24 protein-coding genes and 2 tRNA genes are annotated in these 25,344 nt (G+C 70.2%); 19 read left to right on the forward strand and 7 right to left on the reverse strand.

Going from position 1 to position 25,344, the window contains the following annotated elements; all coding sequences use genetic code 11:
- Nucleotides 1-5: 5 nt before the first annotated feature.
- From ACKOQ4_RS14330 to ACKOQ4_RS14365, 8 genes are all read left to right on the forward strand, one after another.
- Complete coding sequence (locus ACKOQ4_RS14330) at nt 6-755, forward strand: 16S rRNA (uracil(1498)-N(3))-methyltransferase (RefSeq protein WP_526292958.1); 750 nt, start codon at nt 6-8, stop codon at nt 753-755.
- Between the two features lie 102 nt (nt 756-857).
- Nucleotides 858-1,829, forward strand: coding sequence for a PhoH family protein (locus ACKOQ4_RS14335; RefSeq protein WP_526292960.1), 972 nt, complete (start codon nt 858-860; stop codon nt 1,827-1,829).
- Between the two features lie 7 nt (nt 1,830-1,836).
- A complete protein-coding gene (gene ybeY / locus ACKOQ4_RS14340) occupies nt 1,837-2,370 on the forward strand; it encodes an rRNA maturation RNase YbeY (protein WP_526292962.1) in 534 nt (177 codons plus the stop codon).
- Nucleotides 2,367-3,656 (forward strand): CNNM domain-containing protein, encoded by a 1,290-nt coding sequence (locus tag ACKOQ4_RS14345; RefSeq protein ID WP_526292964.1) that lies wholly within the window; start codon nt 2,367-2,369, stop codon nt 3,654-3,656. Before ybeY ends, ACKOQ4_RS14345 begins: the two co-directional genes overlap by 4 nt.
- Nucleotides 3,649-4,566 carry a GTPase Era gene (gene era, locus ACKOQ4_RS14350; RefSeq protein WP_526292966.1) on the forward strand — a complete coding sequence of 306 codons (918 nt, stop codon included), beginning with the start codon at nt 3,649-3,651 and terminating at the stop codon, nt 4,564-4,566. The genes ACKOQ4_RS14345 and era overlap by 8 nt, the downstream gene beginning before the upstream one ends.
- Nucleotides 4,567-4,615: 49 nt before the next feature.
- Nucleotides 4,616-5,437: a DNA repair protein RecO gene (gene recO, locus ACKOQ4_RS14355; protein WP_526292968.1), complete on the forward strand. Its 822-nt coding sequence runs from the start codon at nt 4,616-4,618 to the stop codon at nt 5,435-5,437.
- On the forward strand, nt 5,403-6,311 hold the full coding sequence (locus ACKOQ4_RS14360; RefSeq protein WP_526293010.1) for a decaprenyl diphosphate synthase: 909 nt from the start codon (nt 5,403-5,405) through the stop codon (nt 6,309-6,311). Before recO ends, ACKOQ4_RS14360 begins: the two co-directional genes overlap by 35 nt.
- Complete coding sequence (locus tag ACKOQ4_RS14365; protein ID WP_526292970.1) at nt 6,311-6,685, forward strand: hypothetical protein; 375 nt, start codon at nt 6,311-6,313, stop codon at nt 6,683-6,685. The genes ACKOQ4_RS14360 and ACKOQ4_RS14365 overlap by 1 nt, the downstream gene beginning before the upstream one ends.
- Here ACKOQ4_RS14365 and ACKOQ4_RS14370 read toward each other — a convergent pair.
- Nucleotides 6,682-7,098 (reverse strand): Fur family transcriptional regulator, encoded by a 417-nt coding sequence (locus ACKOQ4_RS14370; protein ID WP_526292972.1) that lies wholly within the window; start codon nt 7,096-7,098, stop codon nt 6,682-6,684. The two genes, ACKOQ4_RS14365 and ACKOQ4_RS14370, sit on opposite strands and share 4 nt — an antisense overlap.
- A 98-nt stretch (nt 7,099-7,196) precedes the next feature.
- Here ACKOQ4_RS14370 and ACKOQ4_RS14375 point away from each other — a divergent pair, with 98 nt between their 5' ends.
- Entirely contained in the window at nt 7,197-8,594 is a 1,398-nt protein-coding gene (locus ACKOQ4_RS14375; protein ID WP_526292974.1) for a glycine--tRNA ligase, read from the forward strand.
- Nucleotides 8,595-8,642: 48 nt separating this feature from the next.
- Here the strand turns inward: ACKOQ4_RS14375 and ACKOQ4_RS14380 are convergent, their stop codons facing one another.
- Entirely contained in the window at nt 8,643-10,676 is a 2,034-nt protein-coding gene (locus ACKOQ4_RS14380; protein WP_526292976.1) for a TPM domain-containing protein, read from the reverse strand.
- A 134-nt stretch (nt 10,677-10,810) separates the two neighbouring features.
- Here ACKOQ4_RS14380 and ACKOQ4_RS14385 point away from each other — a divergent pair, with 134 nt between their 5' ends.
- From ACKOQ4_RS14385 to ACKOQ4_RS14395, 3 genes are all read left to right on the forward strand, one after another.
- Complete coding sequence (locus tag ACKOQ4_RS14385) at nt 10,811-12,094, forward strand: deoxyguanosinetriphosphate triphosphohydrolase (protein WP_526292978.1); 1,284 nt, start codon at nt 10,811-10,813, stop codon at nt 12,092-12,094.
- Nucleotides 12,091-14,022 carry a DNA primase gene (dnaG, locus tag ACKOQ4_RS14390; protein ID WP_526292980.1) on the forward strand — a complete coding sequence of 644 codons (1,932 nt, stop codon included), beginning with the start codon at nt 12,091-12,093 and terminating at the stop codon, nt 14,020-14,022. Before ACKOQ4_RS14385 ends, dnaG begins: the two co-directional genes overlap by 4 nt.
- 80 nt (nt 14,023-14,102) lie before the next feature.
- Complete coding sequence (locus ACKOQ4_RS14395; RefSeq protein WP_526292982.1) at nt 14,103-14,405, forward strand: DUF7155 family protein; 303 nt, start codon at nt 14,103-14,105, stop codon at nt 14,403-14,405.
- Between the two features lie 6 nt (nt 14,406-14,411).
- Here ACKOQ4_RS14395 and ACKOQ4_RS14400 read toward each other — a convergent pair whose 3' ends face one another.
- The gene (locus ACKOQ4_RS14400) at nt 14,412-14,651 is read right to left on the reverse strand and encodes a hypothetical protein (RefSeq protein ID WP_526292984.1); all 240 of its coding nucleotides are present in this window, start codon (nt 14,649-14,651) and stop codon (nt 14,412-14,414) included.
- A 132-nt stretch (nt 14,652-14,783) separates the two neighbouring features.
- Between ACKOQ4_RS14400 and ACKOQ4_RS14405 the strand changes: the two genes are divergently transcribed.
- From ACKOQ4_RS14405 to ACKOQ4_RS14420, 4 genes are all read left to right on the forward strand, one after another.
- A tRNA-Asn gene (locus ACKOQ4_RS14405) sits at nt 14,784-14,859 on the forward strand.
- Nucleotides 14,860-14,879: 20 nt separating this feature from the next.
- Nucleotides 14,880-15,767 (forward strand): bestrophin family protein, encoded by an 888-nt coding sequence (locus ACKOQ4_RS14410; protein ID WP_526292986.1) that lies wholly within the window; start codon nt 14,880-14,882, stop codon nt 15,765-15,767.
- Nucleotides 15,768-15,813: 46 nt separating this feature from the next.
- Nucleotides 15,814-17,883, forward strand: a complete 2,070-nt coding sequence (locus ACKOQ4_RS14415) for an ATP-binding cassette domain-containing protein (protein ID WP_526292988.1) — start codon at nt 15,814-15,816, stop codon at nt 17,881-17,883.
- On the forward strand, nt 17,880-18,692 hold the full coding sequence (locus ACKOQ4_RS14420; protein ID WP_526292990.1) for an energy-coupling factor transporter transmembrane component T family protein: 813 nt from the start codon (nt 17,880-17,882) through the stop codon (nt 18,690-18,692). Before ACKOQ4_RS14415 ends, ACKOQ4_RS14420 begins: the two co-directional genes overlap by 4 nt.
- A gap of 78 nt (nt 18,693-18,770) precedes the next feature.
- Here ACKOQ4_RS14420 and ACKOQ4_RS14425 read toward each other — a convergent pair whose 3' ends face one another.
- From ACKOQ4_RS14425 to ACKOQ4_RS14440, 4 genes are read right to left on the reverse strand one after another with little or no spacing between them, the layout of a single operon-like run.
- A complete protein-coding gene (locus tag ACKOQ4_RS14425; protein ID WP_526292992.1) occupies nt 18,771-20,087 on the reverse strand; it encodes an ABC transporter substrate-binding protein in 1,317 nt (438 codons plus the stop codon).
- Complete coding sequence (locus ACKOQ4_RS14430) at nt 20,087-20,899, reverse strand: carbohydrate ABC transporter permease (RefSeq protein ID WP_526292994.1); 813 nt, start codon at nt 20,897-20,899, stop codon at nt 20,087-20,089. Before ACKOQ4_RS14430 ends, ACKOQ4_RS14425 begins: the two co-directional genes overlap by 1 nt.
- The gene (locus ACKOQ4_RS14435; RefSeq protein WP_526292996.1) at nt 20,886-21,755 is read right to left on the reverse strand and encodes a carbohydrate ABC transporter permease; all 870 of its coding nucleotides are present in this window, start codon (nt 21,753-21,755) and stop codon (nt 20,886-20,888) included. The genes ACKOQ4_RS14430 and ACKOQ4_RS14435 overlap by 14 nt, the downstream gene beginning before the upstream one ends.
- On the reverse strand, nt 21,752-22,006 hold the full coding sequence (locus ACKOQ4_RS14440; RefSeq protein WP_526292998.1) for a hypothetical protein: 255 nt from the start codon (nt 22,004-22,006) through the stop codon (nt 21,752-21,754). The genes ACKOQ4_RS14435 and ACKOQ4_RS14440 overlap by 4 nt, the downstream gene beginning before the upstream one ends.
- Before the next feature lie 50 nt (nt 22,007-22,056).
- Here ACKOQ4_RS14440 and ACKOQ4_RS14445 point away from each other — a divergent pair, with 50 nt between their 5' ends.
- The 3 genes from ACKOQ4_RS14445 (at nt 22,057) to ACKOQ4_RS14455 (ending at nt 25,127) form a co-directional block, all read left to right on the forward strand.
- Entirely contained in the window at nt 22,057-23,574 is a 1,518-nt protein-coding gene (locus tag ACKOQ4_RS14445; RefSeq protein WP_526293000.1) for a metallopeptidase TldD-related protein, read from the forward strand.
- A 34-nt stretch (nt 23,575-23,608) separates the two neighbouring features.
- Nucleotides 23,609-24,982, forward strand: a complete 1,374-nt coding sequence (locus ACKOQ4_RS14450) for a metallopeptidase TldD-related protein (RefSeq protein ID WP_526293002.1) — start codon at nt 23,609-23,611, stop codon at nt 24,980-24,982.
- 68 nt (nt 24,983-25,050) lie between these two features.
- Nucleotides 25,051-25,127: transfer RNA gene (locus tag ACKOQ4_RS14455), tRNA-Ile, on the forward strand.
- The last annotated feature ends 217 nt before the right edge of the window (nt 25,128-25,344 follow it).

Raw genomic sequence — 25,344 nt, forward strand, 5'->3', positions numbered from 1 at the left:
GCACGTTGGCGCCAACCCTGTTCTACGCGGAGACGATCCCGCCCGTGGGCGGCATCGCCGCCGTCGAGGGCGACGAGGGCTTCCACGCCGCCACTGTGCGCCGGATCCGGCCGGGGGAGACCCTCGTGCTCTCCGACGGCGCCGGCACCCTGGCCGACTGCGTCGTTCAGGACGCCGGCAAGCGCGGCCTGACCGCCCGGGTCACCGCGCGCCGGACGGCGGAGCGGCCGCGCCCGCCGGTGACGGTGGTCCAGGCCATCCCCAAATCCGAGCGCTCCGAACTGGCCGTCGAACTGGCCACCGAGGCCGGCGCCGACGACTTCATCGCCTGGCAGGCCGAGCGCTGCGTGGCCCGCTGGGACGGCGACCGTGCCGAGAAGGGGCTGCGTCGATGGCAGGCGGTAGCCCGGTCGGCGGCCCGGCAGTCGCGGCGAGCGTGGATCCCGGCGGTGAGCGGCCCGCTGTCCACCGCGGGGTTGTGCGCCATGATCGGGGATCGGCCCGGCACGCTCGTCCTGGTGCTGCATGAGTCGGCGCGACGGCCCCTGGCGGAAGTCGCGGTGGCGCGAGCCGAGTCGATTGTGCTGGTGGTCGGGCCCGAGGGCGGGCTCGGCGACGGCGAACTCGACGCCCTGTCAGCCGCCGGCGGCGTGCCGGTCCGGCTGGGTCCCACGGTGCTGCGGACCTCGACGGCCGCCGCGGTGGCGCTGGGCGCATTGGGTGTTCTGACCGCTCGCTGGACGGCGGATCGGTAGACTCCCCACACGCCCGCAAACAGCGGGTGACCCGAGAAAGCAGGCATCGAAGACCACGTGACGCCCCGCGAAGCCAGCGCTGCCGCGCAGGTACGCAGCAGCATGACTGTTCCGCCCGACCTCGTCGTGGGCCTGCTGGGTTCCGCCGACGAGAATCTGCGCGCGCTGGAGACCGGACTCTCGGCGGAGGTTCATGTCCGCGGCAACACCGTCAACCTGTCCGGGACGGCCGCCGACGTGGCCCTGGCCGAACGGGTGATCTCCGAACTCATCGCGATCGTGGCCGGCGGTCAGGTGCTGTCGCCGGACGCCGTGCGGCGCAGTGTCGCCATGGTCGCAGGGGAGGAGAACACCTCGCCTGCGGAGGTGCTGACGCTGGACATCCTCTCTCGGCGCGGCAAGACCATCCGGCCCAAGACGCTGAACCAGAAACGCTACGTCGACGCGATCGACGCCAACACCATCGTGTTCGGCATCGGCCCGGCCGGAACCGGTAAGACCTACCTGGCCATGGCCAAGGCCGTCCAGGCACTGCAGGGCAAGCAGGTCACCCGGATCATCCTGACCCGACCCGCGGTGGAAGCCGGTGAGCGCCTTGGCTTTCTGCCCGGCACGCTCAGCGAGAAGATCGACCCCTACCTTCGGCCGCTGTACGACGCGCTGCACGACATGATGGACGCCGAGGCCATTCCGAAGCTGATGAGCGCGGGCGTCATCGAGGTGGCGCCATTGGCGTACATGCGTGGCCGGACCCTCAACGACTCCTTCATCATTCTCGACGAGGCGCAGAACACCACTGCCGAGCAGATGAAGATGTTCCTCACCCGGCTGGGCTTCGGCTCGAAAATCGTTGTGACAGGCGATATCACCCAGGTCGACCTGCCCGGCGGCGCGCGGTCCGGGCTGCGCGCGGCACGAGACATCCTCGACGGGATCGACGACATCCACTTCGCCGAGCTCACCAGCGCCGACGTGGTGCGCCACCGGCTGGTGTCCCACATCGTCGACGCCTACGCGCGGGCAGCCGAGGACGCCGGCCTGCCCAACCGCGCGCAACGCCGGTCCTCGCGGTAGCGCGACCATGAGTATCGAGGTCTCCAACGAGTCGGGTGTCGACGTGTCCGAGGAGGAACTGATCAGCGTCGCGCGGTTCGTCATCCGCAAGATGAACGTCAACCCGGCCGCCGAACTGTCGATGGTCCTGCTCGACCTGGGGGCGATGGCCGACCTGCACATGCGCTGGATGGACCTGCCCGGTCCCACCGACGTGATGAGCTTCCCGATGGACGAACTCGAGCCTGGTGGGCGTCCCGACGCGCCGGAGCCGGGACCGTCCATGCTGGGCGACATCGTGCTGTGCCCGCAGTTCGCCGCCGACCAGGCCGCCGCAGCCGGCCACAGCCTCGGCCAGGAACTGGCGCTGCTGACCGTGCACGGGGTGCTGCACCTTCTGGGCTACGACCACGCCGAGCCCGACGAGGAGAAGGAGATGTTCGCCCTGCAACGCACCCTCCTCGAGGAGTGGGTCGCCGACCAGGTCGACGCCTACCACTCCGAACGGCAGGCCGAGAAGGACCGGCGACTGCTCGACAAGTCGCGGTACTTCGACAGTTGACCGGCTTGGGACCGCTGATCGGCGCGGTCGTCCTGGTGCTGCTGGGTGGATTGTTCTCGGCGATCGACGCGGCCATCAGCACCGTGTCGATCGCGAGGGTCAACGAGTTGGTCCGCGACGAGCGTCCGGGTGCGGTCCGGCTGAGCCGTATCGTCAGGGAACGGCCCCGCTACATCAATCTCGTCGTGCTGCTGCGGATCGCGTGCGAGACTGCCGCAACGGTGGTGGTGGTGGCCTACCTGCACGACCGGATCGGGCTGAAGTCGGCCCTGCTGATCGCGGCCGTGGTCATGACCGTCATCAGCTTCGTCGTGGTCGGGGTGGGCCCGCGCACCATCGGCCGCCAGCAGGCTTACCCCATCGCACTGGCATCCGCCGTTCCGCTGCATGCGATTTCGGTGTTGCTGACCCCGATCAGCCGGTTGCTGGTGCTGCTCGGCAACGCGCTCACGCCGGGCAGGGGTTTCCGCAACGGGCCGTTCGCCTCCGAGATCGAACTGCGCGAAGTGGTCGACATGGCCGGGCAGAGCGGGGTGGTGGCCGACGAGGAACGCAAGATGATCCAGTCGGTCTTCGAACTCGGCGACACCCCGGCGCGGGAGGTGATGGTCCCGCGCACCGAGATGGTCTGGATCGAGAGCGACAAGAGCGCAGCGCAGGCCACCTCGCTGGCGATTCGCAGCGGCCACTCCCGCATACCGGTGATCGGTGAGGACGTCGACGACATCCTGGGCGTGGTGTATCTGAAAGACCTGGTCCGGCGGACCTACTACTCGGCCAGCGCGGCCCGTGACATCACCGTCGCCGAAGTGATGCGCCCGGCGGTCTTCGTTCCGGACTCCAAACCGCTCGACGACCTGCTCGGGGAGATGCAGCGTGATCGGATCCATATCGCCTTGCTGGTCGACGAGTACGGTGCCACCGCCGGACTGGTGACCATCGAGGACGTCCTGGAGGAGATCGTCGGCGAGATCGCCGACGAGTACGACACCGATGAGGTGGCACCGGTGGAACCGTTGGGGGACAGCATGTTCCGTGTCTCCGCACGACTGCCGATAGAGGATCTCGGCGAGCTCTACGAGATCGAGTTCGACGACGACCTCGACATCGACACCGTCGGCGGGCTGGTCGCGCTGAGACTGGGCCGGGTGCCGCTGCCCGGTGCGGAGGTCGTCTCGCACGGTCTGCGGCTGCGCGCCGAGGGAGAACGCGACCCGCGCGGCCGGATGCGGATCGGCACGGTCCTGGTCCGGCCGGCCGAGGGCGACGGTGCGCACAGTGCCTGAGCCGTTCCGGTCCGGATTCGTCTGCCTGGTCGGCCGGCCCAACACCGGCAAGTCGACGCTGACCAACGCCCTGGTGGGCAGCAAGGTGGCGATCACCTCCAACCGCCCCCAGACCACCCGGCACACCATCCGGGGCATCGTGCACCGCCCGGAGTTCCAGATCGTTCTGGTCGACACACCCGGTCTGCACCGGCCGCGCACGCTGCTGGGCAAACGGCTCAACGACCTGGTGCGCGACACCTACTCCGAGGTGGACGCGATCGGGCTGTGCATCCCCGCCGACGAGCCGATCGGGCCGGGGGACCGCTGGATCTACGAGCAGATCCGCGCGGTCGCCCCCGGGACCGTCCTGGTGGTCGTCGTCACCAAGATCGACAAGGTCGGCCGGGAGCGGGTCGCCGCGCAACTGGTGGCGGCCAGTGAACTCGTGGGCGAACACGCCGCGGCGGTCGTGCCGGTGTCGGCGGCCACCGGTGAGCAGGTCGACGTCCTGATCGGGGTGCTGGCCGACCAGCTTGCGCCCGGGCCGGCGTTCTACCCCGACGGGGAGCTGACCGACGAGCCCGAGGAGGTGCTGATGGCCGAGCTCATCCGGGAGGCCGCGCTGGAGGGTGTCCGCGACGAGCTGCCGCACTCGCTGGCCGTGGTGATCGACGAGGTCGCGCCCCGGGAGGGCCGGACCGAGGCGCAGGGCGAGCTGATCGACGTGCACGCGCTGATCTATGTCGAGCGGGACAGCCAGAAGGGCATCGTGATAGGCCGGGGCGGGGCCCGGCTGAAACAGGTCGGCACCACCGCCCGGCGCCAGATCGAGAAGCTGCTGGGCACCAAGGTCTACCTGGACCTGCGGGTCAAGGTGGCCAAGAACTGGCAGCAGGACCCCAAGCTGCTCGGCCGGCTCGGTTTCTAGCCCGAGTGTCAGTCCCGGAGTTGTCCCGCCCCGGTGACAGACTGGTCCGATGCGGCTGTACCGGGATCGGGCGGTCGTGCTGCGCCAGCACAAGCTCGGCGAGGCCGACCGGATCGTGACCCTGCTGACCCACGACCACGGGCTGGTCCGCGCGGTCGCCAAGGGGGTTCGCCGCACCCGCAGCAAGTTCGGTTCCCGGCTGGAGCCGTTCGCCCACATCGACGTGCAGCTGCATCCCGGCCGCAACCTCGACATCGTCACCCAGGTGGTGTCGATCGACGCCTTCGCCACCGACATCGTCTGCGACTACGGCCGCTACACCAGCGCCTGCGCGGTGCTGGAGACGGCCGAGCGGCTGGCCGGTGAGGAGCACGCCCCGGCCCCGGCGCTGCACCGGCTGACCGTCGGGGCGCTGCGAGCGGTGGCCGACGCGACCAGGCCGCGCGAACTGGTGCTCGACGCCTACCTCCTGCGCGCCATGGGAATCGCCGGCTGGGCGCCCTCGCTGACCGAATGTGCCCGCTGCGCCGCGCCCGGCCCGCACCGCGCCTTCCACATCGGCGCCGGCGGCAGTGTGTGCATGCACTGCCGTCCGTCCGGGTCGGCCACCCCGCCGCAGGCGGTCCTGGACCTGATGGCCGCTCTCTACGAGGGGGACTGGGAGGCCGCAGAGTCCTCCTCGGCGTCCCACCGCGGGCAGGCCAGTGGCCTGGTGGCCGCCCATCTGCAGTGGCATCTGGAACGCCAGCTGCGGACGTTGCCACTGGTCGAGCGGGTCCACTCGCAGGTCGCTGACCATGATCCGGCGATCGTCAGGCAGGATGAGCCCCATGGCGATGGAACGGGTGGCCAGCTCCTGGCGAGGGGGTGAGCGCAGACGAAGGGAACAGTTCCCCCAGCTGCCCCCCGCGCCCGCGGACTACCCGGTCTTCCCAGACACCTCGACCTGGCCGGTGGTGTTCCCGGAGCTGCCGGCGCCTCCCGGGGGCGGCCCGCGCCGGCCGCCGCAGCACACCTCCAAGGCCGTCCCGCCGGCGATCCCGGCCGACCAGTTGCCGCGTCACGTCGCGATCGTCATGGACGGCAACGGCCGGTGGGCCACCCAGCGGGGCCTGAGCCGCACCGAGGGCCACAAGATGGGCGAGGCCGTCCTCATCGACGTCACCTGCGGCGCAATCGAACTCGGCATCAAGAACCTCAGCGTGTATGCATTCTCGACGGAGAACTGGCGGCGCAGCGCCGACGAGGTGCGGTTCCTGATGGGCTTCAACCGCGAGGTGGTCCGCCGCCGCCGGGAGAACCTGGACATCATGGGCGTGAACATGCGCTGGGTCGGCTCGCGGGCGCGGATGTGGCGTAGCGTGATCAAGGAGTTCGACATCGCCGAGGAGATGACGATCGACAACGACGTCATCGTCGTCAACTACTGCGTGAACTACGGTGGGCGCGCCGAAATCGCCGAGGCGGCAAGGGAAATCGCCCGCGAGGCCGCGGCGGGCCGACTCGATCCCGAGCGGGTGGACGAGCGAACGATCTCCGAGCATCTGCACCGTCCGGACATTCCCGACGTCGACCTGTTCATCCGGACCTCCGGCGAGCAGCGGTCGAGCAACTTCATGCTCTGGCAGGCCGCCTACGCCGAATTCGTCTTCCAGGACAAGCTCTGGCCGGACTACGACCGCCGCGATCTGTGGGCGGCCTGCGAGGAGTACGTCAACCGCAATCGGCGCTTCGGCAGGGCGTGATGCGCCTCGCCGACGCCCTCGGGGAGGTCATGCCGGTCCGGATCGAGGACGACGGCGCGCTGACCGTCCGCCACGACGGCACCGTGGCCTCACTGCGCCTGGTGACGGTCGCCGAGGGACTGGAACTGGTCTCCCTGACCGCGATCCTGGGCTGGGACCTGCCGCTGACCGCCGAGTTGCGCGAACGCGTGGCCGCCCAGGCGAGCAGGACCATGCTCGGCACCGTCATGCTGAGCGAACAACCGGGCCGGCGCGCCGATCTGGTGCTGCGCTACAACTTTCCGGCCGGCGATCTGGGAGTGCCCGCCCTGCAGACGCTGGTGCTCATGGTGCTGGCCGGGGGAGGCGAGGCGGCCCGCGCGGTCGCCGGTTAGGCGCAGTCCGAACAGGTGCCGAACAACTCGATGGTATGACTGACGTCGGAAAACCCGTGGGCGGCAGCGATGTCGGCGGCCCAGGCCTCGACCTCCCGGCCGCTGACCTCCACCGCGGCGCCGCATCCGCGGCAGACCAGGTGGTGATGGTGGTGCGGCGCGGCGCAACGGCGGTAGACCGACTCGCCGGTGTCGGTGCGCACCGCGTCGACCAGACCGGCGCCGGCCAGGGTCTGCAGTGTGCGGTAGACGGTGGTCAGCCCGATGTTCTCGCCGCGCCGGCGCAGCTCGTCGTGGAGTTCCTGGGCGGAGCGGAACTCCTCGACGGTGTCGAGCAGGGCCGCGATCGCGCCGCGCTGACGCGTCGCGCGCACCCCGCCGCCCGCGGACCGCTGATCGCTATTGGAAACCATTTCCAGTTACGATTCCACGGGCGCCGACGCATGTCAAAGCCCTCGATCGGTGTCCCCTAGGCTGGGGCAATTGTCTGCAGACAGGAGTGCAACCCGCCGTGGCGTCCGTGATCGAGTCCGTCGTCAACCTGGCCAAGCGTCGCGGCCTGGTGTACCAGTCCGGGGAGATCTACGGCGGCACGAAGTCGGCGTGGGACTACGGCCCGCTGGGGGTGGAACTCAAGGAGAACATCAAGCGGCAGTGGTGGCGGGCGATGGTGACCGGCCGCGACGATGTTGTCGGCCTGGACTCCTCGATCATCCTGCCGCGCGAGGTGTGGGTGGCTTCCGGTCACGTCGAGGTCTTCAACGATCCGCTGGTCGAGTGCCTGCAGTGCCACAAGCGCCACCGCCAGGACCACATGCAGGAGGCCTACGCCGAGAAGAAGGCGGCCAAAGAGAAGGTGGTGGTCGATCCCGAGTCGGTCCCGATGGCCGAGGTCGTCTGCCCGGACTGCGGCGCACGCGGGCAGTGGACCGAGCCGCGCGATTTCAACATGATGCTCAAGACCTACCTCGGGCCGATCGAGACCGAGGAGGGGCTGCACTATCTGCGTCCGGAGACCGCGCAGGGCATCTTCGTCAACTTCGCCAACGTCGTGACCACCGCGCGCCGCAAGCCGCCCTTCGGCATCGGCCAGATCGGCAAGAGCTTCCGCAACGAGATCACCCCCGGCAACTTCATCTTCCGAACCCGCGAGTTCGAACAGATGGAGATGGAGTTCTTCGTCGAGCCCGACACCGCCCGGGACTGGCACCAGTACTGGATCGACACCCGGCTGCAGTGGTACGTCGACCTCGGCATCAAAAAGGACAACCTGCGTCTCTACGAGCACCCCAAAGAGAAGCTGTCGCACTACTCCGACCGCACCGTCGACATCGAGTACCTGTTCGGCTTCCAGGGCAACCCGTGGGGTGAGCTCGAAGGCATCGCCAACCGCACCGACTTCGACCTCAAGACGCATTCCCAGCACTCCGGGGTCGACCTGTCCTACTACGACCAGGCCTCCGACAGCCGCTACATCCCCTACGTCATCGAACCCGCAGCGGGACTCACCCGTTCGTTCATGGCGTTCCTGGTCGACGCCTACGCCGAAGACGAGGCGCCCAACGCCAAGGGCGGGGTGGACAAGCGCACGGTGCTGCGGCTGGATCCCCGGCTGGCGCCGGTGAAGGCGGCGGTGCTGCCGCTGTCGCGCAATGAGGAGCTCAGCCCGAAGGCGCGCGATCTGGCCGCGGAGTTGCGACGGAACTTCAACGTCGACTTCGACGACGCCGGTGCGATCGGCCGGCGCTACCGCCGCCAGGATGAGATCGGCACCCCGTTCTGCGTGACCGTCGACTTCGACACCCTCGAGGACCAGGCCGTCACGGTTCGAGATCGTGACGCCATGACCCAGGAGCGTGTCGGCCTGGACGCGGTTGCCGGCTATCTGGCGGCCAAGCTTCTGGTGTAGCCGTCCCGCTGCCGCGGTGGAACCAGTCCGCACCCCGGGTGTCTGCCCCTAGAAGCGCCCGCCGCCGCCGAGCCAGTCGCCGCCGCCGCCGGGTGAGCCGCCGTAGGTCGTCGACGTCCAGCCGCCCCCGCCGCCGCCGTAACCGCCGCCGTATCCGCCGAACCCGCCGGTGAGGATGTTGCCCAGGATGATGCCGCCGACCATCGCGCCCATGTCGGACTGGCCGCCGCGGTAGGTCGACTGGTACTGGCGCTGGCCGGCCTGCACGTCGTCGTTGGCCAGCTGCTGGGCCTGGGCGGCCAGCATCGCCGCGCCGTTGGCGTGCTTGATCGCCTCGTCGACGGCCGTGGTCCTCTTGGCCTCGGCCGCCTCCAGTTGGCGCACCGCCTCGTTGAGCCGGGTGCGCGCCTCCGGGCCGATGCTGCCCCGACGGGTGTCGATGTAGTCCGACACCGACCGCACCCGGGACTGCGCGGTGGTCAGCGCCTGCTCGTAGGACCGCTGCAGACGCTCGGAGGCCTCGCGCTCCTCGGCGGCGGTGGCCAGCAGCCGGTCCAGGTCCGCGTCGGCCTGGGTCAGCTGGGTGAACGCCCCGAGGGGATCGGCCGCCCCGCTGGTCTGCGCGGCCGAGACCGCCTTGACCGCGGCGTCTCGCGCGGCGGAGAGCTCCGCGGCCTTGGCCAGGCCGCCCTTGGCGAGCTGTTCGGAGGCCTGGCTGATTCCGCGCTGGATGTCCTCGATCGCCGAGGGCAGCGTCGAGACCGCACGGCGGATGTCGCTGGCCGCGCTGTCCACCGCGTCGAGCATCGTATTCGCCTGCTGCAGGGCCGATTCCGCACCGCGAACGCAGTCGACGAGATCACTCACCTCGCCGGCCACCGGCTTGGCGTCCAGTTCCCGGCCGCGGGTGATCGCCTGATCGGCGAAGCCCACCCGCTCCCGGGCGGCGTTGACGTTGCGGGCCACCGACGCCAGCGCGGACTCGTCGAACTCGGTGCGCAGCTGGGCCAGCTTCTGATCTGACGGATCCAGCCGGGCGGTGACGGTGACCAGCTTCTGGGTCAGTGCGTTGAGCCGTTCCGGGGCGTTGAAAACCAGATCCCGCATCTGGTGGAAGGCGGCGCTCTGCTTGTTCAGTTCGGTATTGGCCTTCGCCGCCGAGACCACCACCTTGGTCAGCAGCTCGCGGCGCTCGGGCAGGGGCTCGGGGACACCGTCGTCGAGCTTCTGGCGCACGGTGAACGCCTGCTTGAGGGTTTCGCGGGCGTTGTCGACCGCCGCGGCGAACGGCCGGGTCTGCGGCTCGCCGAACTCCTCGACCGCGAGCTCCAGTTCGTTGGCGCTGGTGCGCACCGCGTTGTCGACCTCGACCACGATCGACTTCGACAGGTCGTCGAGGGCGTCGATCGGCACCGACGCCAGCGCGGCGGGATCGGTGGGGTCGATGCTCTTGGCGGCGCTGACGGCCGCGTCGTGCTGCGTGCGCCGCCGGCGGCGGCTGAACAGCATCGTCCCGCCGATCCCCACCACGCCGACCCCGCCGAAGAGCAGCAGCGGCATCAGCGACCCGCCGCCGCCACCGCCGGAGCCGGCACCGACGGGCGAGCCCTTGAGGTTGGCCAGCCCGTTGGCGGCCGCCACCGCCGCTCCGGCCCAGTCGCTGTTGCGCAGCGCCGGCTCGATACGGTCGCGCCGCAGGTTGTCCACCTTGGTCGAGCTGCCCCCGGCCGCGGCCGGGGAGACCAGGAAGGCGTAGGAACGCTGCTTGGGGTCGGTGGCCACCGCCAGGATCGCGTCCTCGCTGCCCAGGTCGCTGATCTTCTGGGTCTGCTGGGCCCAGCCGACCGCGCCCTGCGGGGCGAACGACTCGACGAAGACCACCCACAGCCGCACCCGGCGTTCGCTGTAGAGCTGGTCGACGGCCTTCTGCACTTCAGCGAGCTGGCGGTCGTTGAGCGCGCCGGCGTTGTCGGTCACGTAGTCCGGCAGCCGGAACGGCGGCTCGGCGGCCGCGGAGGGGGCCGACAGGAGGGCCGCCGTGAAGATCGCGGCGAGCAGGCTGAGTAGACGGGCGAGGCGCATGACCGCCAATCTAGTGGTCGCCGATATCCGAAGAGCCCGATGCCAGCAAAACATCACGCACTATCAGCTGTGGGCGTACTGGCAGACTGTGCCCCGGTGACGACGAATGACGACGACCCAGTGACGACGACCCAGTGACGACGACCCAGACGGATCAGCCCGCCCGCTACTCGGCGGCCGACCGCGAACGGGTGGTGGCCGAACCGGCGAAGTCCGCCACGCTGCCGGGGACCGACTCCGGGCACCGCACCGACTTCGCCCGCGACCGGGCCCGGGTGCTGCACTGCGCGGCGCTGCGCCGGCTGGCGGATAAGACCCAGGTGGTCGGCCCGCGGGAGAGCGATACCCCGCGAACCCGCTTGACGCACTCCCTGGAGGTCGCCCAGATCGGCCGCGGCATGGCGGTGGCGCTGGGCTGTGACCCCGACCTGGTCGACCTGGCCGGTCTGGCCCACGACATCGGCCACCCGCCCTACGGCCACAACGGCGAGCGCGCCCTGGACGAGTTCGCCGCCGGCTGCGGCGGGTTCGAGGGGAACGCCCAGAACTTCAGGATCCTCACCCGGCTGGAGCCCAAGGTGCTCGACCCCTCGCGCACCCGCAGCGTCGGGCTCAACCTGACCCGCGCCGCGCTGGACGCCGTCACCAAGTACCCGTGGCAGCGCACGACGGCGGGGGGGAAGTTCGGCTTCTATCCCGACGACGCCGCGATCGCCGAATGGGTCCGCGCGGGAGCCCCGCCGGGGCGGCCTTGCCTGGAGGCCCAGGTGATGGACTGGGCCGACGACGTCGCCTACTCGGTGCACGACGTCGAGGACGGGGTGGTCTCGGGCCGTATCGACCTGCGGGTGCTGGCCGATGACGACGCCGCGGCCGCGCTGGCCGGACTCGGCACCAGGGTGTACGGCTCCGGCGCCGACGCCGCCGAACTGGAGGCCGCTGCCCGCCGGCTCTCCCGGCTTCCGGTGGTGGCCGCGGTCGGCACCTTCGACGCCACCCTGGCGGCGTCGGTGGCACTCAAGCAGCTGACCAGCGAACTGGTCGGGCGGTTCGCCTCGGCGGCCATCGCCGAGACCCGTGCCGGATCCGGCCCCGGCCCACTGGTGCGCTACCAGTCCGAACTGCTGGTACCCGCGAGCGTGCGAGCCGAAGTCGCGGTGCTCAAGACCCTGGCCCTGCAGTTCATCATGTCCGACCCCAGGCACCTCGCGGTGCAGGCCGGACAGCGCGAACGCGTCCAGCGGGTGGCGCACCGGCTGCTGGACGGAGCCCCGATGCGGCTGGATCCGCTGCTCGTCCCGGCCTACTGCGCCGCCGCCGACGACGCCGCGCGGATGCGGGTCGTCGCCGACCAGATCGCCTCCTACACCGAGGGCCGGCTGGAACGCATCGACGCAGACCTAGACTCATCCCCGTGACAGCTGCGGTTGGTGGCGGGGGAGGCCGTAAGGGCCGCATCTCCGACCGCGACATCGCCGCGATCCGCGACCGGGTGCGCATCGAGGACGTGGTGGGCGACTACGTCCAGTTGCGCCGCGCCGGCGCCGACTCGCTCAAGGGCCTCTGCCCGTTCCACGACGAGAAGTCCCCGTCCTTCCACGTCCGGCCCAACCACGGCCACTTCCACTGCTTCGGCTGCGGCGAGGGCGGCGACGTCTACGCGTTCATCCAGAAGATCGAACACGTCAGCTTCGTCGAGTCCGTCGAGGTGCTGGCCGACCGGATCGGCTACGCCGTCTCCTACACCGGCGGTGGCGCCGGGGTGCAGCGCGACCGCGGCAGTCGCAGCAGACTGATCGCCGCCAACGCCGCCGCGCAGGAGTTCTATTGCGCCGCATTGGAATCCGACGAGGCCGCACCGGCCCGCCGATACCTCACCGAGCGGAACTTCGACGCCGCGGCCGCGGCGCGGTTCGGCTGCGGCTTCGCACCCTCGGGCTGGGACTCGCTGACGAAGCACCTGATCCGCAAGGGATTCGAGTTCAAGGAACTCGAGGCCGCCGGGCTGTCCCGGGAAGGCCGGCGCGGGCCGATGGACCGGTTCCACCGCCGCCTGCTGTGGCCGATCCGCGGCGCCAGCGGGGAGACCGTCGGCTTCGGCGCCAGGCGCATCTTCGACGACGACGTGATCGAGGCCAAGTACGTCAACACCCCCGAGACCGTGCTCTACAAGAAGTCGGCGGTGCTGTTCGGCATCGACCTGGCCAAGCGAGACATCGCCAAGGGCCACCAGGCGGTGGTCGTCGAGGGTTACACCGACGTGATGGCCATGCACCTGGCCGGGGTCACCACCGCGGTCGCCTCCTGCGGCACCGCGTTCGGCGACGAGCACCTGTCGATGCTTCGCCGGCTGATGATGGACGACAAGTTCTTCAAGGGCGAGTTGATCTACGTCTTCGACGGCGATGCCGCCGGACAGGCCGCGGCCCTCAAGGCCTTCGCGGGCGAGCAGAACCTGGCCGGGCAGAGCTTCGTGGCGGTGGCCTCCGATGGCATGGACCCGTGCGATCTGCGGCTGAAGTCCGGCGACGGCGCGCTGCGTGATCTGGTGGCGCGGCGCTCGCCGCTGTTCGAGTTCGCCATCCGCACCACGCTGACCGGTTACGACCTGGACAGCGCCGAGGGCCGGGTGGCCGCGTTGCGGCACTGCGTCCCGATGGTCGCCAAGATCAAGGATCCCGCCCTGCGCGACGAGTACGCCCGCCAGCTGGCCGGCTGGGTCGGCTGGGACGACGTGGCGCAGGTGCTCGCCCGGGTCCGCCAGGAGGCCGGGCGCAAGCCCGCCGCCGGACGGACCGCCGACCGGGGCGCGGCCCGGGCCCCGGCCGAGGTCCGGCGTCCCGCCGAGCGACCCGATCCGCGAGACCCCACCCTGTGGCCGCAGCGCGAGGCGCTCAAGGCCGCCCTGCAGTACCCGGCGCTGGCCGGGCCGGTGTTCGACTCGCTGACCCCGGAGAGTTTCACCCACCCGGGCTACACCGCCGTGCGCACCGCGATCGAGGCGGCCGGGGGGACCTCATCGGGCGTCGCCGGTGCGCAGTGGATCGAGAGCGTGCGCGAACAGTCCGCGACCCCGGCGGTGGCCGGACTGGTCAGCGAACTCGGAGTGGAGGCGATCAACGTCGAGGAGGACGAGCGGCTGCCGCGCTACATCGGGGGGGTCCTGGCCCGCCTGCAGGAAGTATGGGTGGGCCGCCAGATCGCGGAGGTCAAGTCGAAACTTCAGCGGATGTCGCCGGTCGAGCAGGGCGAGGACTACCACGCACTGTTCGGCGACCTGGTCGCGCTGGAGGCCTACCGGCGCAGCCTGCTCGAGCAGGCCAGCGGAGACGACCTCACCGCATGAGCGGCGGCCAGGCTATGGTTGACCCACCGGCGGTTGACGCATCGGTTAACGAACCGGGCCGTGACGGCGAAAGGTCAGATATGGCTAACGCGAACAAGCACTGGCGGCGCGTCGCCGCGGCGGGTGCGCTTGCTGTCGCCGCACTCGGCGTGCCGGTGCTGGCGGCGCTGGGATCCTCGGCGACGAACTCCGCCCAGGGGCAGTGCCTGGCCTGGTTCGGCTCTCGGGATGACGGCATCTGCATGGGCTACTCGAACGGCACCCCGACCTACATCGGCACCCCCCAGGGCGGTATCTACGGTCCCGGTTACGGCAACGGCCTGGGCATCACCACCGGCCCGCTGCTGCCGGGGCAGACCATCAACCAGAGCATCACCCCCTAGCTGCACCTAGGCGCCGCGCTCCGGTTCGATCACCGTCGTCGTGCCGTCGATCTCGGTCAGGGTGACCATGGGCGGGTCGGGCGAGACACGGTCGGCGATCTTGCGCCGTCCCGCGTCGATCATCGACTTGGTCGCGGGGTGGCCGGTCAGCGTCCGGTAGGTGCCGACGATCTGTTCGTAACGATCCCGGCCGGCCTTGGTGCCCAACACATAGCCCGCCGCCAGCACGGCCACGTACCCGATCACGGTGCTCCCTCCGCTGTGTGGCTGACCCCATCCTGCCTGACGCGTGGGGACGGCGCCCCGTCCGGTCGGCTTTGGGCAGGCCGACCCGGGTGCGCTAGAGTTTGACCCCGTCCCGTCGTCAGGCGGGCATGGTCCCCTGTAGCTCAACTGGCAGAGCTCCCGACTGTTAATCGGGCGGTTGATGGTTCGAGTCCATCCGGGGGAGCCACCGCCGGTAGGCTCGCTCCAGTGATCAGATCCGTCGGCCGGCTGGGGCCGGTGCGGGTGATCGGACTGGTGCTCTGGCAACTGCGCTACACCTTCCTAGCGATCGCGGTCGTGATCGCCCTGCTGTTGCCGGTATCCGACGTTCTGCAGAGCGAGTACGCCGCCGCGGTGCTGTCCGTGCTCGGTATCGGCGCGTCGGTGTTCATCGGTTTCCGCAACACCACCGCCTACAACCGTTGGTGGGAGGCCCGCACGCTGTGGGGCGGCATCATCATCAGCGCCCGCACCCTGCACAACGGGCTGACCTCCATCGACTCCGGGTCGCCGGAGGTCGCCGCGATCCTGGACCGGATACGCCGCCGCCAGGTCCGGTACTGCTGGCAGCTGGCCGCCGAGATGCGCCGCGTCCCGCCGCTGCCCGGGGTGCCCGAGCTGACCCCGGAGGACCCCGCCGGCGACGACGCGGTCGACCTGCTCAACCGGCAGGCCGCCGACATCCAGACCCTGTCCGCCGGCGGCCACCTCGACCACCAGGCCCGGGTGCTGCTGATGACCGCCACCTCCGGGGCCGCCACCGCGCAGAGCGGGCTGGAGCGGATCCGCAACGAGCCGGTCCCGATCCACTACGACCTGTTCATCCAGGGCCTGGCATGGTTCTTCGGGATCATGGCGTTCAGCCGGCTGGAGTCCACGAGTTCGCACCTCAGCGGCGCGGTGGTCGGGGGTCTGCTGATGGCGACCTTCATCGTCGCCGAACGGCTCGGTTACCTCATCGAGACGCCGATGAACAACAGCGTCTTCGACATCTCCATGTACCGCATCTGCAGCGTCATCACCGGCAACCTGCTCGGCGCCGGCCATCCGCTGGCCCGGCCGCGGGAGAGCCAGCAGGCCGCCGTCTGGATGTAGTAGGTCGGAACACGGGTTTGGACTGCGCGGCTGGCAGAATCGAGCAATGACGTCGACCCGGCCCGAAGCGCCGGCTCAGCAACCCGCGGGTACGACGTCCCAGCACCGCCCGCCGAAGTCGCTGACCCCGGTGGAGATGGCTCAGGCGGCCGTCATGGCGGCGCTGAGCGCGGCCCTGGCCATCCTGTCGGTGGTGGTGCCCTTCGCGGGCGGCATATCGCTGCTGGTGGCCGTGCCGATGGGGCTGCTCGGCTATCGCTACCGGCTGCGGGTGCTGCTCGCGGCGGCATTCGCGGCCAGCAGCATCTCGTTCCTCATCGCCGGTATCAGCGGCTTCATGGTGGTGCTGAACTGCGCCTACGTCGGCGGTCTGACCGGCATCATCAAACGCCGCGGCCGCGGCACCCCCACCGTGATCGCGGTGTCCGTCGTCGCCGGGGTGCTCAACGGGCTGTGGATCATCGCCGTGCTGACCGTCCTGGTCCGGCTGCGCACGCTTGCTCTTGAGGCGTTCACCGCCAACGTCGACGGGATGCTGAACTTCATGTCGGCCCTGCCGGTCGTCGGCGACCTGTTCGGCCAATCCATCGACCAGACCCGGGCGATCTTCGCCACCGCGGTGCGCTACTGGCCGGTGCTGATCATGGTCTACTCCGTCCTCTCGATCATGGTCGTCTCGCTGGTCGGCTGGTGGGTGATGGGCCGGGTGCTGGACCGGCTCAGCGGAATCCCCGACGTCCACAAGCTGGAGGCCCCGGCCGAGGCCGGTCCGGTCGCGCCGGTCCCGGTGCGCCTGACCGACGTCAGGTTCCGCTATCCCGGCGCCGACCATGACGCGCTGCGGCCGCTGAGCCTGACCGTCGGCGCCGGTGAGCATGTCGCCGTGACGGGTCCGAACGGATCGGGCAAGACCACGCTGATGCTGCTGCTGTGCGGGCGGGCGCCGACGTCGGGCAGCATCGAGCGCCCCGGCGGAGTGGGGCTGGGCCGGGTCGGCGGTACGGCGGTGGTCCTGCAGCACCCGGAGAGCCAGGTGCTGGGAACCCGGGTGGCCGATGACGTGGTCTGGGGGCTGCCGCCGGGCACCCCCACCGACGTCGCCGGGCTGCTCGACGAGGTGGGCCTGGCCGGGATGGCGGAGCGCGACACCGGCGGATTGTCCGGCGGCGAACTGCAACGGCTCGCGGTGGCCGCGGCGCTGGCCCGGCGGCCCTCGATGCTGATCGCCGACGAGGTCACCACGATGGTCGACCAGCGCGGCCGCGACGCCCTGCTCGGGGTGCTGTCCGGGCTCAACGAACACCACGGGATGAGCCTGGTCCACATCACCCACTACAACAGCGAGGCCGAGATCGCCGACCGCACCGTCAATCTCGGCGCCTCGCAGGACAACATGGTGATGGTCGACCAGGCCGTCGCGCCCGCGGCGACGGTCACCCCGGTCGCGCACAGCGGGGAGCCGGTGCTGCGACTCGACGGCGTCGGCCACGTCTACGCCCAGGGAACGCCGTGGGCCAAGACCGCGCTGCGCGACGTCAGTTTCACGGTCAACGAGGGCGACGGGGTGCTGATCCACGGCGGCAACGGGTCGGGCAAGTCCACGCTGGCCTGGATCATGGCCGGGCTCACGGCGCCGACGTCGGGTTCGTGCCTGGTGCGCGGCAAGCCCGCCGACGCGTGCGTGGGCGACGTCGCAATCGCCTTCCAGGCCGCGCGCCTGCAACTGCTGCGCAGCCGTGTTGATCTCGAGGTCGCCTCCGCGGCAGGCTTTTCCCCGTACGACACCGCTCGCGTGGTGTCGGCGCTGGCCACCGTCGGACTAGACGGGTCGCTGGCGCAACGGCGGGTCGACCAACTCAGCGGCGGGCAGATGCGCCGCGTGGTGATCGCCGGCCTGCTGGCCCGCTGGCCGCAGGCGCTGATCCTCGACGAGCCGCTGGCCGGTCTGGACGCCGCCAGCCAGCGCGGCCTGCTGCGGCTGCTGACCGATCTGCGCCGCAACATGGGGCTGACGGTGATCGTCATCTCGCACGACTTCGCCGGCCTGGAGGAGCTGTGCCCGCGCACGCTGCACCTCGACCGCGGTGTGCTCGCCCCGGCCGGGAGGGTGTCATGAGCACGCGGCAGCGTCGCGCCGTGGTGCTGCTGCGCCCGGTACCCGGGACATCGGTCATCCACGAGCTGTGGGCGGGCACCAAAATCATTGTGGTGCTGGTGATTTCGGCACTGCTGGCGTTCTATCCGGGCTGGATCGCGATCGGGTTGATGGCACTGCTGGTGGTGGCGGCGCTGGTGCTGGCCCGCATCCCGCGCGGCGCGGTGCCATCGGTGCCGCGCTGGTTGTGGATCCTGCTGCTGCTCGGCGCGGTGACTGCCGCCCTCGGCGGCGGGGATCCGGTCTGGCAGCTGGGTTCGGTGCACTTCGGCGCGGGCGGCCTGCTGAAGTTCCTGCGCTTCACCGCGTTGTCGATCGTGCTGCTGGTGCTCGGGGCGATGGTGTCCTGGACCACCAACGTCGCCGACGTCGCGCCCGCGATCGCCAAATTGGGCCGCCCGCTGCGCTGGCTGCGCGTCCCGGTCGACGACTGGGCCGTCGCGCTGGCGTTGTCGCTGCGGGCCTTCCCGATGCTGCTCGACGAGTTCCGTTTGCTCTACGCCGCGCGGCGGCTGCGGCCGCGGCCGGTGCTGCCCGACGGCCGGGCCCGCCGCCGCAGATGGCTGGCCGACCTGGTCGACCTGCTGGCCGCCGGGGTCACCGTCGCGCTGCGCCGGGCCGACGAGATGGGCGATGCGATCACCGCCCGCGGGGGCACCGGCCAGATCTCGGCGGCTCCGTCGCGGCCGCGGACGCTGGACTGGGTGGTGCTGGGCATCGTCGCGGCGGTGGGCGCGCTGGCGATCGTGCTGGAGATCCGCGGCGGGTGATCACCGCCGCCGAGTGTGTGTCCCATGCACGCCGGAAGGCCGATTCCCGTACAAGACCCGCCCACTCGGCGATCGGGTTCAGCGCTGAGCGGCGGTGTTGGCCGCGCGTTGGGCGGCCGCCAGACTCTCGGCCACCGGCCGCCGGCCCAGGAACATCTCGTCGAAGAACGCCTTGATGGCCTGGAAGCCCGCCGCGAAGCCCGCTCCGCCCGGTGCCTCGATGCGGGGGCCGTCGAGGACGGCGAAGAACGGTGTGACGTCGACGTCCTTGGCCTTCCAGTAGTCGAAGTACACCCGCTGGGCCGACAGCACCGCCGGTATCGCCGCTCCGCTGCGGCCCAGGTAGGCATTCCCCGCACCGCCCAGCCAGTCCAGCACCGCGCGCACTGCCTCGGGATGGCGGGTGGCCGGATTGCCGGCCGCCACAATGCCGTTCGTGACGCTGACCCGGCCTGCCGGCCCGGTCGGCAGCATGGCCACCCCCCAGCGGAACCGGGCCTGACCGGCGACCTGGGCCAGGTTGTAAGTGCCGGACTGCAGCACCGCCATCCGCCCGGACAGGAACTGGTTGCGGGAGAAGTCGCCGTTGTCGTTGGTGTCCGAGGCGGGTGGGGCGACGTGGTCGGTGTTCATCAGGCCGACGACGTAGCCCAGGGCGGTGACGGCACGGGGGTTGTCGAAGGTGAACCGGTCGCCTTCGCTGAACGTCCCGCCCGCCGAACCGATGTAGTTGAGGTTGATGCCCTGCAGGTCGTTGGCGGCGTTGTAGCCCCATTGCCGGATGCGGCGCGGGTCGAATCCCGCTGCTGCGGCGTCGCGGCCGTTCGCGTCGAGGGTGAGGCGGGCCAGCAGGGGACGCAGGGTGTCGCGGGCCGGGTCGGGATCCCACCGGGCCGCGCCCAACTCCTCGATTGTGATCCCGGCGGCGTCGAGCAGGTCGGCGTTGTAGTACAGCGCGATACCGGCGTCGGTCAGTTGCGGGACGCCCCACAGTGTTCCGCCACGGGTGAACTGCCCGACCACCGATGGCTCCCAGTCCGGCAACGGGGTGATCGCCATCAGCCTTCCGTTATCGGCGTATTCGGCGAAGTGGGAGTTGTTGATCCAGAAGATGTCGTCGGCCCCGCCGCCGGCGACGTCGGTGCGCAGCGTGTCGAAGTAACTGGCGTAGGACACCAGCGTGGTGCGCACCTCGATGTCGGGGTGGGTGCGGTGGAACTCGGCGAAGGACTCCCGGTAGGCGGTGGCCACCTGCTCGTCCCACAGACGCACCGTCACCACCGTGGTGCCGGGCGGGTCGTCGTCGCGGCCCAGCGCCAGCACCGCCCCGGCCAGCACCACCGCGACAGCGACGAGCGCGGCCAGCATCATGGTGGAGAACCGCGGCCGGCCCATCACTTCAGACCCGTCACGACGATGGAGCGCACGATGTGGCGCTGGAACATCGCGAACAGCACCACCAGGGGGACGATCGCCACGGTGGTTGCCGCCATCACCAGCGTCCACTGCGCGTTGTACTGCGACTGCAGTCCGGCGGTGGCCACCGTCAGCACCCGCCACTTGCCGCCGCTGGTGATCACCAGCGGCCACATGAAGCTGTTCCATTGCGAGACGACGGTGATCAGCGTCAGCGTCGCCAGGATCGGCTTGCTGGCCGGCACCACCACGTGGACGATCACGTCCAGGGTGTTGGCCCCGTCGATGCGGGCCGCGTTGAGCAGGTCCTTGGGAATGGAGCGGAAGTACTCGCGCAGCAGGAAGATCGCATACGGCGAGCCGAACAGGAACGGCAACACCAGCGCCCAGAACGTGTTGCGCAGCCCCAGTTCGGCCATCATCAGATACAGCGGAACGACGGTGACGGTCGCCGGCACCATCAGGGTGGCGATGTACACCCAGAACAGCCCGTCGCGGCCGGGGAACTCCAGGCGGGCGAACGCGTAGGCCGCCAGCACCGAGAAGGTCAACTGGCCGAGCGTGATCACCGCCGTCATCAACGTTGTCACCGCCAGTGCCCGGCCGAACCCGGCCCCGCCCAGGGCCGTGTAGTTCTCGAACGTCGGCGGGTCCGGCATGGACAGCGGTGTGCCGGTGGCGAACTGCTGGGCGGAGGTGAACGACGTCAGCAGGCCCAGTGCGAACGGCGCCACCGTCAGCGCCGCGGCGATCACCAGGCCGGCATAGATCAGCCCGTTACGTGAGGTCATAGCTGATCCGTCTGCGGAAGTAGACATGCTGAACGACCGTCACCCCGACAAGGATGACGAACAGCACCATCGCCATCACCGCGGCGCGGCCGATGGCCGCCGCGCCGAACGCCTCGGCGTAGATGCTGTGTGCCACAAGGTCGGTGCGGCCCGCCGGCCCGCCACCGGTGAGCGCGTAGACGGTGTCGAACACCTGCGCCGCGCTGACCACCCCGGTCACCGAGACGAAGAAGAAGGTGGGCCGCAGCATGGGCAGGGTGATCCGCCAGAACCGCTGCCAGGAACTGGCGCCGTCGATACGGGCGGCGGCGTGGATCGACGGCGGGATGGCCAGGATACCGGCCAGGAAGAACAGTGCGACGTAGCCGACGTTGGTCCACACCGTCACCGCCGCCACCACCGGCAGCGCCAGCGACGGGTCGGTGAGCCACTCGATGCGATGCCCCAGCACCGTGCTGACCGCGCCGTCGGTGGGGGCCAGGATCCAGCGCCACAGCACCGCCACCGCCAGCGGCGAGCAGATCCATGGGATCACGTACAGCGCTCGGAACAGTCCGGTGCCCGGCAGTCCGCGGGCCAGCATCGCCGCGGCGGCCAGGCCCAGCGCCACCTGGGCGGGTACCACGATCGCGATGAACGCCAGCGTCACCAGCAGCGAGTTGCCGAACGCCGGGTCGGTCAGCACCGAACGCCAATTGTCCAGCCCCACTGAGCGGATCGGGCCGAGCAGGTCCCAGCGGTGCAGGCTCAGCCACACCACCACCAGCATCGGCAGCAGCAGGAAACACACCACCCCGAACAGGCTGGGAGCCAGCAGCCCGTACCCCAGCAGCGTGGAGCGCATCCGCCGGTTCATCCGGGTCGCGACCGCTCGCGTAACGCGTCGAGAATCGACCACACCGCGCCCACCCCGGCCAGCGCGATTCCCGGCCAGAAGGTCAACGCGGCCAGTATCCCCAGACCGACCGGGTTGGGGTTCGGGTCGTCGAGCCACCCGATCCTGGCCGCGGCGATCACCACCAGCAGCGGCGCTGAGCCGATGGCGGCGATCGCCAGCCCCGCCCATGTCAGCGGGCGGAGTCGGGAGCGGCGGCGCGGGGTGCTCATCGTGGTCGGCCGCCAGACTATCCACCGATGCCTCCGGTTACGGTGGAACGGTGACGGATCGGCGGGGCATCGACGACGACTTCCTGGCCCTGCCGCGCCACCGCCTGGCCGACGCCGCACTGTCGGCGGCCAGGGCCGCGGGCGCCAGCTATGCCGACCTGCGGGTGCACGCGATCACCACCGAGATCGTGCAGTTGCGCGACGGCGAGCTGGAATCGTCGGTCCTCGAGCGCGATATCGGGCTGGCCGTGCGGGTCATCGTCGACGGCACCTGGGGGTTCGCCTCCCATGCCGGGCTGACCCCGGAGATTGCCGCGGAGTCGGCCCGTCACGCGGTGGGGGTGGCGGTCACGCTGTCCGCGCTCAACGCCGAGCAGATCCAACTGGCCGACGAACCGGTCTACCGCGATGCGGTCTGGGTGTCGGACTACCGCATCGACCCCTTCACGATTCCCACCGCCGATAAGATCGCGGTGCTGGGGGAGTATTCCGGGCGGCTGCTGGCCTCCGACGGTGTGGACCACGTCTCGGCGCTGGTGAACACGGTCAAGGAGCAGACGTTCTACGCCGACACCTTCGGCTCGTCGATCACCCAGCAGCGGGTGCGCACCCTGCCCGCGCTGGAGGCGGTGTCGGTCGACGCCGCCGCCGGCAACTTCGAGTCGATGCGCACCCTTGCGCCGCCCACCGGGCGGGGCTGGGAGGCGCTGGCCGGCGACGACGTCTGGGACTGGACCGCCGAACTGGCCGAGTTGCCGTCGCTGCTGGCCGAGAAGACCAAGTCGCCCAGCGTGGTCGCCGGACCCACCGACCTGGTGATCGACCCGACCAATCTGTGGCTGACCATCCACGAGTCCATCGGACACGCCACCGAGTACGACCGGGCCATCGGCTACGAGGCCGCCTACGCTGGCACGTCGTTCGCCACCCCGGACAAACTCGGGACGCTGCGCTACGGCTCGCCGGTGATGAACGTCACCGCCGATCGCACCGTCGAACACGGTTTGGCCACAATCGGTTACGACGCCGAAGGAGTGGCGGCCCAGCAGTGGGACCTGGTGCGCGACGGCACCTTCGTCGGCTACCAACTCGACCGGGTGTTCGCGCGCAAGATCGGCCTGCAGCGCTCCAACGGCTGCTCGTACGCCGACTCCGCCCACCACGTCCCGATCCAGCGCATGCCCAACGTGTCACTGCAGCCGGGCGCAGCGGACTTGAGCACCGAAGACCTGATCTCCCGGGTGGAGGAGGGCATCTACATCGTCGGGGACAAGAGTTGGTCGATCGACATGCAGCGCTACAACTTCCAGTTCACCGGGCAGCGGTTCTTCCGCATCCTCGGCGGCCGGCTGCACGGCCAGCTGCGCGACGTCGCCTACCAGGCCACCACCACCGACTTCTGGAACTCGATGGAAGCCGTCGGCGGGCCGTCCACCTGGCGGCTGGGCGGGGCGTTCAACTGCGGCAAGGCCCAACCCGGTCAGGTGGCGGCGGTCAGCCACGGCTGCCCGTCGGCGTTGTTCCGCGGGGTCAACGTGCTCAATACGGTGGAGGAGTCCGGCCGGTGAGCGTCAGCGAAGAGGCCAAGTCGGGGTCCGGCCGATGATTCCCGCCCAGGACGCCGTCGAACTGGCATTGCAGTCCGCGGCGCGCACCAGCCGGTGCGACGAGACCATCGTCATCGTCACCGACCGCAGCGAAGCGTCGCTGCGCTGGGCCGGCAACTCGATGACCACCAACGGGGTGGCCACGAGTCGCTCGACCGCGGTGATTTCCGTTGTGCGGTCAGGGGATAAGGCCCACGTCGGTGCGGTGTGCTCCAGCGTCGTCGACCCCGACGCCATCGACGCCCTGGTGGCCGCGGCCGACCAGGCCGCCCACACCGCCCCGGAGGCTCACGACTCGGCGCCGCTGCTGACCGGCGCCGGGGAGCCGGCGGACTGGGGTGACCCGGTGCCCGGCACCGGAGCCGGGGCGTTCGCCGAGGTCGCGCGGGCGCTGACGGCCGGCTTCGGTCGCACCGACCGGCTGTACGGCTTCGCCCACCACATCGTCGAGACGACGTTCCTGGCGTCCTCGACCGGGCTGCGCCGCCGCTTCACTCAGCCAACCGGTTCGGTGGAGATCAACGCCAAGCGCGGGCAGGCCAGCGCCTGGGCCGGGATCAGCACCCCGTGGTTCGCCGATGTGCCGGTGGACGGCATGCTGGCCGAGCTGGCCCGGCGGCTGGACTGGGCCAACCGCAGCGTCGAGTTGCCCGCCGGGCGCTACGAGACCCTGATGCCGCCCTCGACGGTGGCCGACATGATGATCTACCTGGGCTGGTCGATGGACGGCCGCGGCGCCCAGGAGGGCCGCACCGCCCTGTCGGCGCCCGGTGGTGGAACGCGGGTGGGGGAGACGCTCACCGACCTTCCGCTGACCATGTACTCCGACCCCTACGCGCCGGGCCTGGAGTGCGCGCCGTTCGTGGCCGCCGCATCAAGCTCGGAGCGGATGTCGGTGTTCGACAACGGCATGGACATCGACCGGGTGGACTGGATCCGCGACGGCACCATCGCCAACCTGATCTACCCGCGGGCGGCCGCCACTGAATTCGGCGCGGGTGCCGCCGTGCCCGCCGACAACTTGCTGATGACTGGCGGCACAAAGGATCTCGCCGAGATGGTCGCGTCCACCGAACGTGGGCTGCTGCTGACCACGCTGTGGTACATCCGCACCGTGGACCCCACCACGCTGCTGCTGACCGGGCTCACCCGCGACGGGGTGTATCTGGTCGAGGACGGCGAGATCACCGCGGCCGTCAACAACTTCCGGTTCAACGAGAGCCCGCTGGACCTGCTGCGCCGGGCCGGCGAGGCCGGCCGTCCGGAGACCACGCTGCCTCGGGAGTGGAGCGACTGGGCCACCCGCGCGGTGATGCCGACCCTGCGGATACCGGACTTCCACATGTCCTCGGTAAGCCAGGCCCAGTAGTGGCCGCGGGAATGGCGGTCGAACAGGTGGCGTTAGGCTCTTAAGGCCCTGGGGCGGCCCGGGGTCAGGGGGCGGTAGCTCAGTTGGTTAGAGCCGCGGACTCATAATCCGTTGGTCGTCGGTTCAAGTCCGACCCGCCCTACCAGTTCCTGGTAGATCCCGTTTCTTCCCGTGGCGAGGCTCATTTCGGCCCAACGTCATCGCTTATTCATCGTTTATGTCCGTGGACGGGCCCGTGCGCGCCAGGGTGGTTCGGAATCAGCCAGCGATTCTCGGGAACCAGACACAAGCGGGGTTGCGTCGACTTGCGCTCCGAAATCGCCGTCGAGCGGTGAGATGGTCCGGGCGCGTCGATTCTTTAA

This window comes from Mycobacterium sp., assembly GCF_046095365.1.
GTDB lineage: Bacteria > Actinomycetota > Actinomycetes > Mycobacteriales > Mycobacteriaceae > Mycobacterium.

Excerpts from the sequence above, each read along its gene's own strand:
- ACKOQ4_RS14335 (WP_526292960.1), top strand. The coding sequence starts at position 858 with ATGACTGTTCCGCCCGACCTCGTCGTGGGCCTGCTGGGTTCCGCCGAC.
- ybeY (WP_526292962.1), top strand. The coding sequence starts at position 1,837 with ATGAGTATCGAGGTCTCCAACGAGTCGGGTGTCGACGTGTCCGAGGAG.
- recO (WP_526292968.1), top strand. The coding sequence starts at position 4,616 with ATGCGGCTGTACCGGGATCGGGCGGTCGTGCTGCGCCAGCACAAGCTC.
- ACKOQ4_RS14360 (WP_526293010.1), top strand. The coding sequence starts at position 5,403 with ATGGAACGGGTGGCCAGCTCCTGGCGAGGGGGTGAGCGCAGACGAAGG.
- ACKOQ4_RS14365 (WP_526292970.1), top strand. The coding sequence starts at position 6,311 with ATGCGCCTCGCCGACGCCCTCGGGGAGGTCATGCCGGTCCGGATCGAG.
- ACKOQ4_RS14370 (WP_526292972.1), bottom strand. The coding sequence starts at position 7,098 with ATGGTTTCCAATAGCGATCAGCGGTCCGCGGGCGGCGGGGTGCGCGCG.
- ACKOQ4_RS14380 (WP_526292976.1), bottom strand. The coding sequence starts at position 10,676 with ATGCGCCTCGCCCGTCTACTCAGCCTGCTCGCCGCGATCTTCACGGCG.
- ACKOQ4_RS14395 (WP_526292982.1), top strand. The coding sequence starts at position 14,103 with ATGGCTAACGCGAACAAGCACTGGCGGCGCGTCGCCGCGGCGGGTGCG.
- ACKOQ4_RS14415 (WP_526292988.1), top strand. The coding sequence starts at position 15,814 with ATGACGTCGACCCGGCCCGAAGCGCCGGCTCAGCAACCCGCGGGTACG.
- ACKOQ4_RS14420 (WP_526292990.1), top strand. The coding sequence starts at position 17,880 with ATGAGCACGCGGCAGCGTCGCGCCGTGGTGCTGCTGCGCCCGGTACCC.
- ACKOQ4_RS14425 (WP_526292992.1), bottom strand. The coding sequence starts at position 20,087 with ATGGGCCGGCCGCGGTTCTCCACCATGATGCTGGCCGCGCTCGTCGCT.
- ACKOQ4_RS14430 (WP_526292994.1), bottom strand. The coding sequence starts at position 20,899 with ATGACCTCACGTAACGGGCTGATCTATGCCGGCCTGGTGATCGCCGCG.
- ACKOQ4_RS14435 (WP_526292996.1), bottom strand. The coding sequence starts at position 21,755 with ATGAACCGGCGGATGCGCTCCACGCTGCTGGGGTACGGGCTGCTGGCT.
- ACKOQ4_RS14440 (WP_526292998.1), bottom strand. The coding sequence starts at position 22,006 with ATGAGCACCCCGCGCCGCCGCTCCCGACTCCGCCCGCTGACATGGGCG.
- ACKOQ4_RS14450 (WP_526293002.1), top strand. The coding sequence starts at position 23,609 with ATGATTCCCGCCCAGGACGCCGTCGAACTGGCATTGCAGTCCGCGGCG.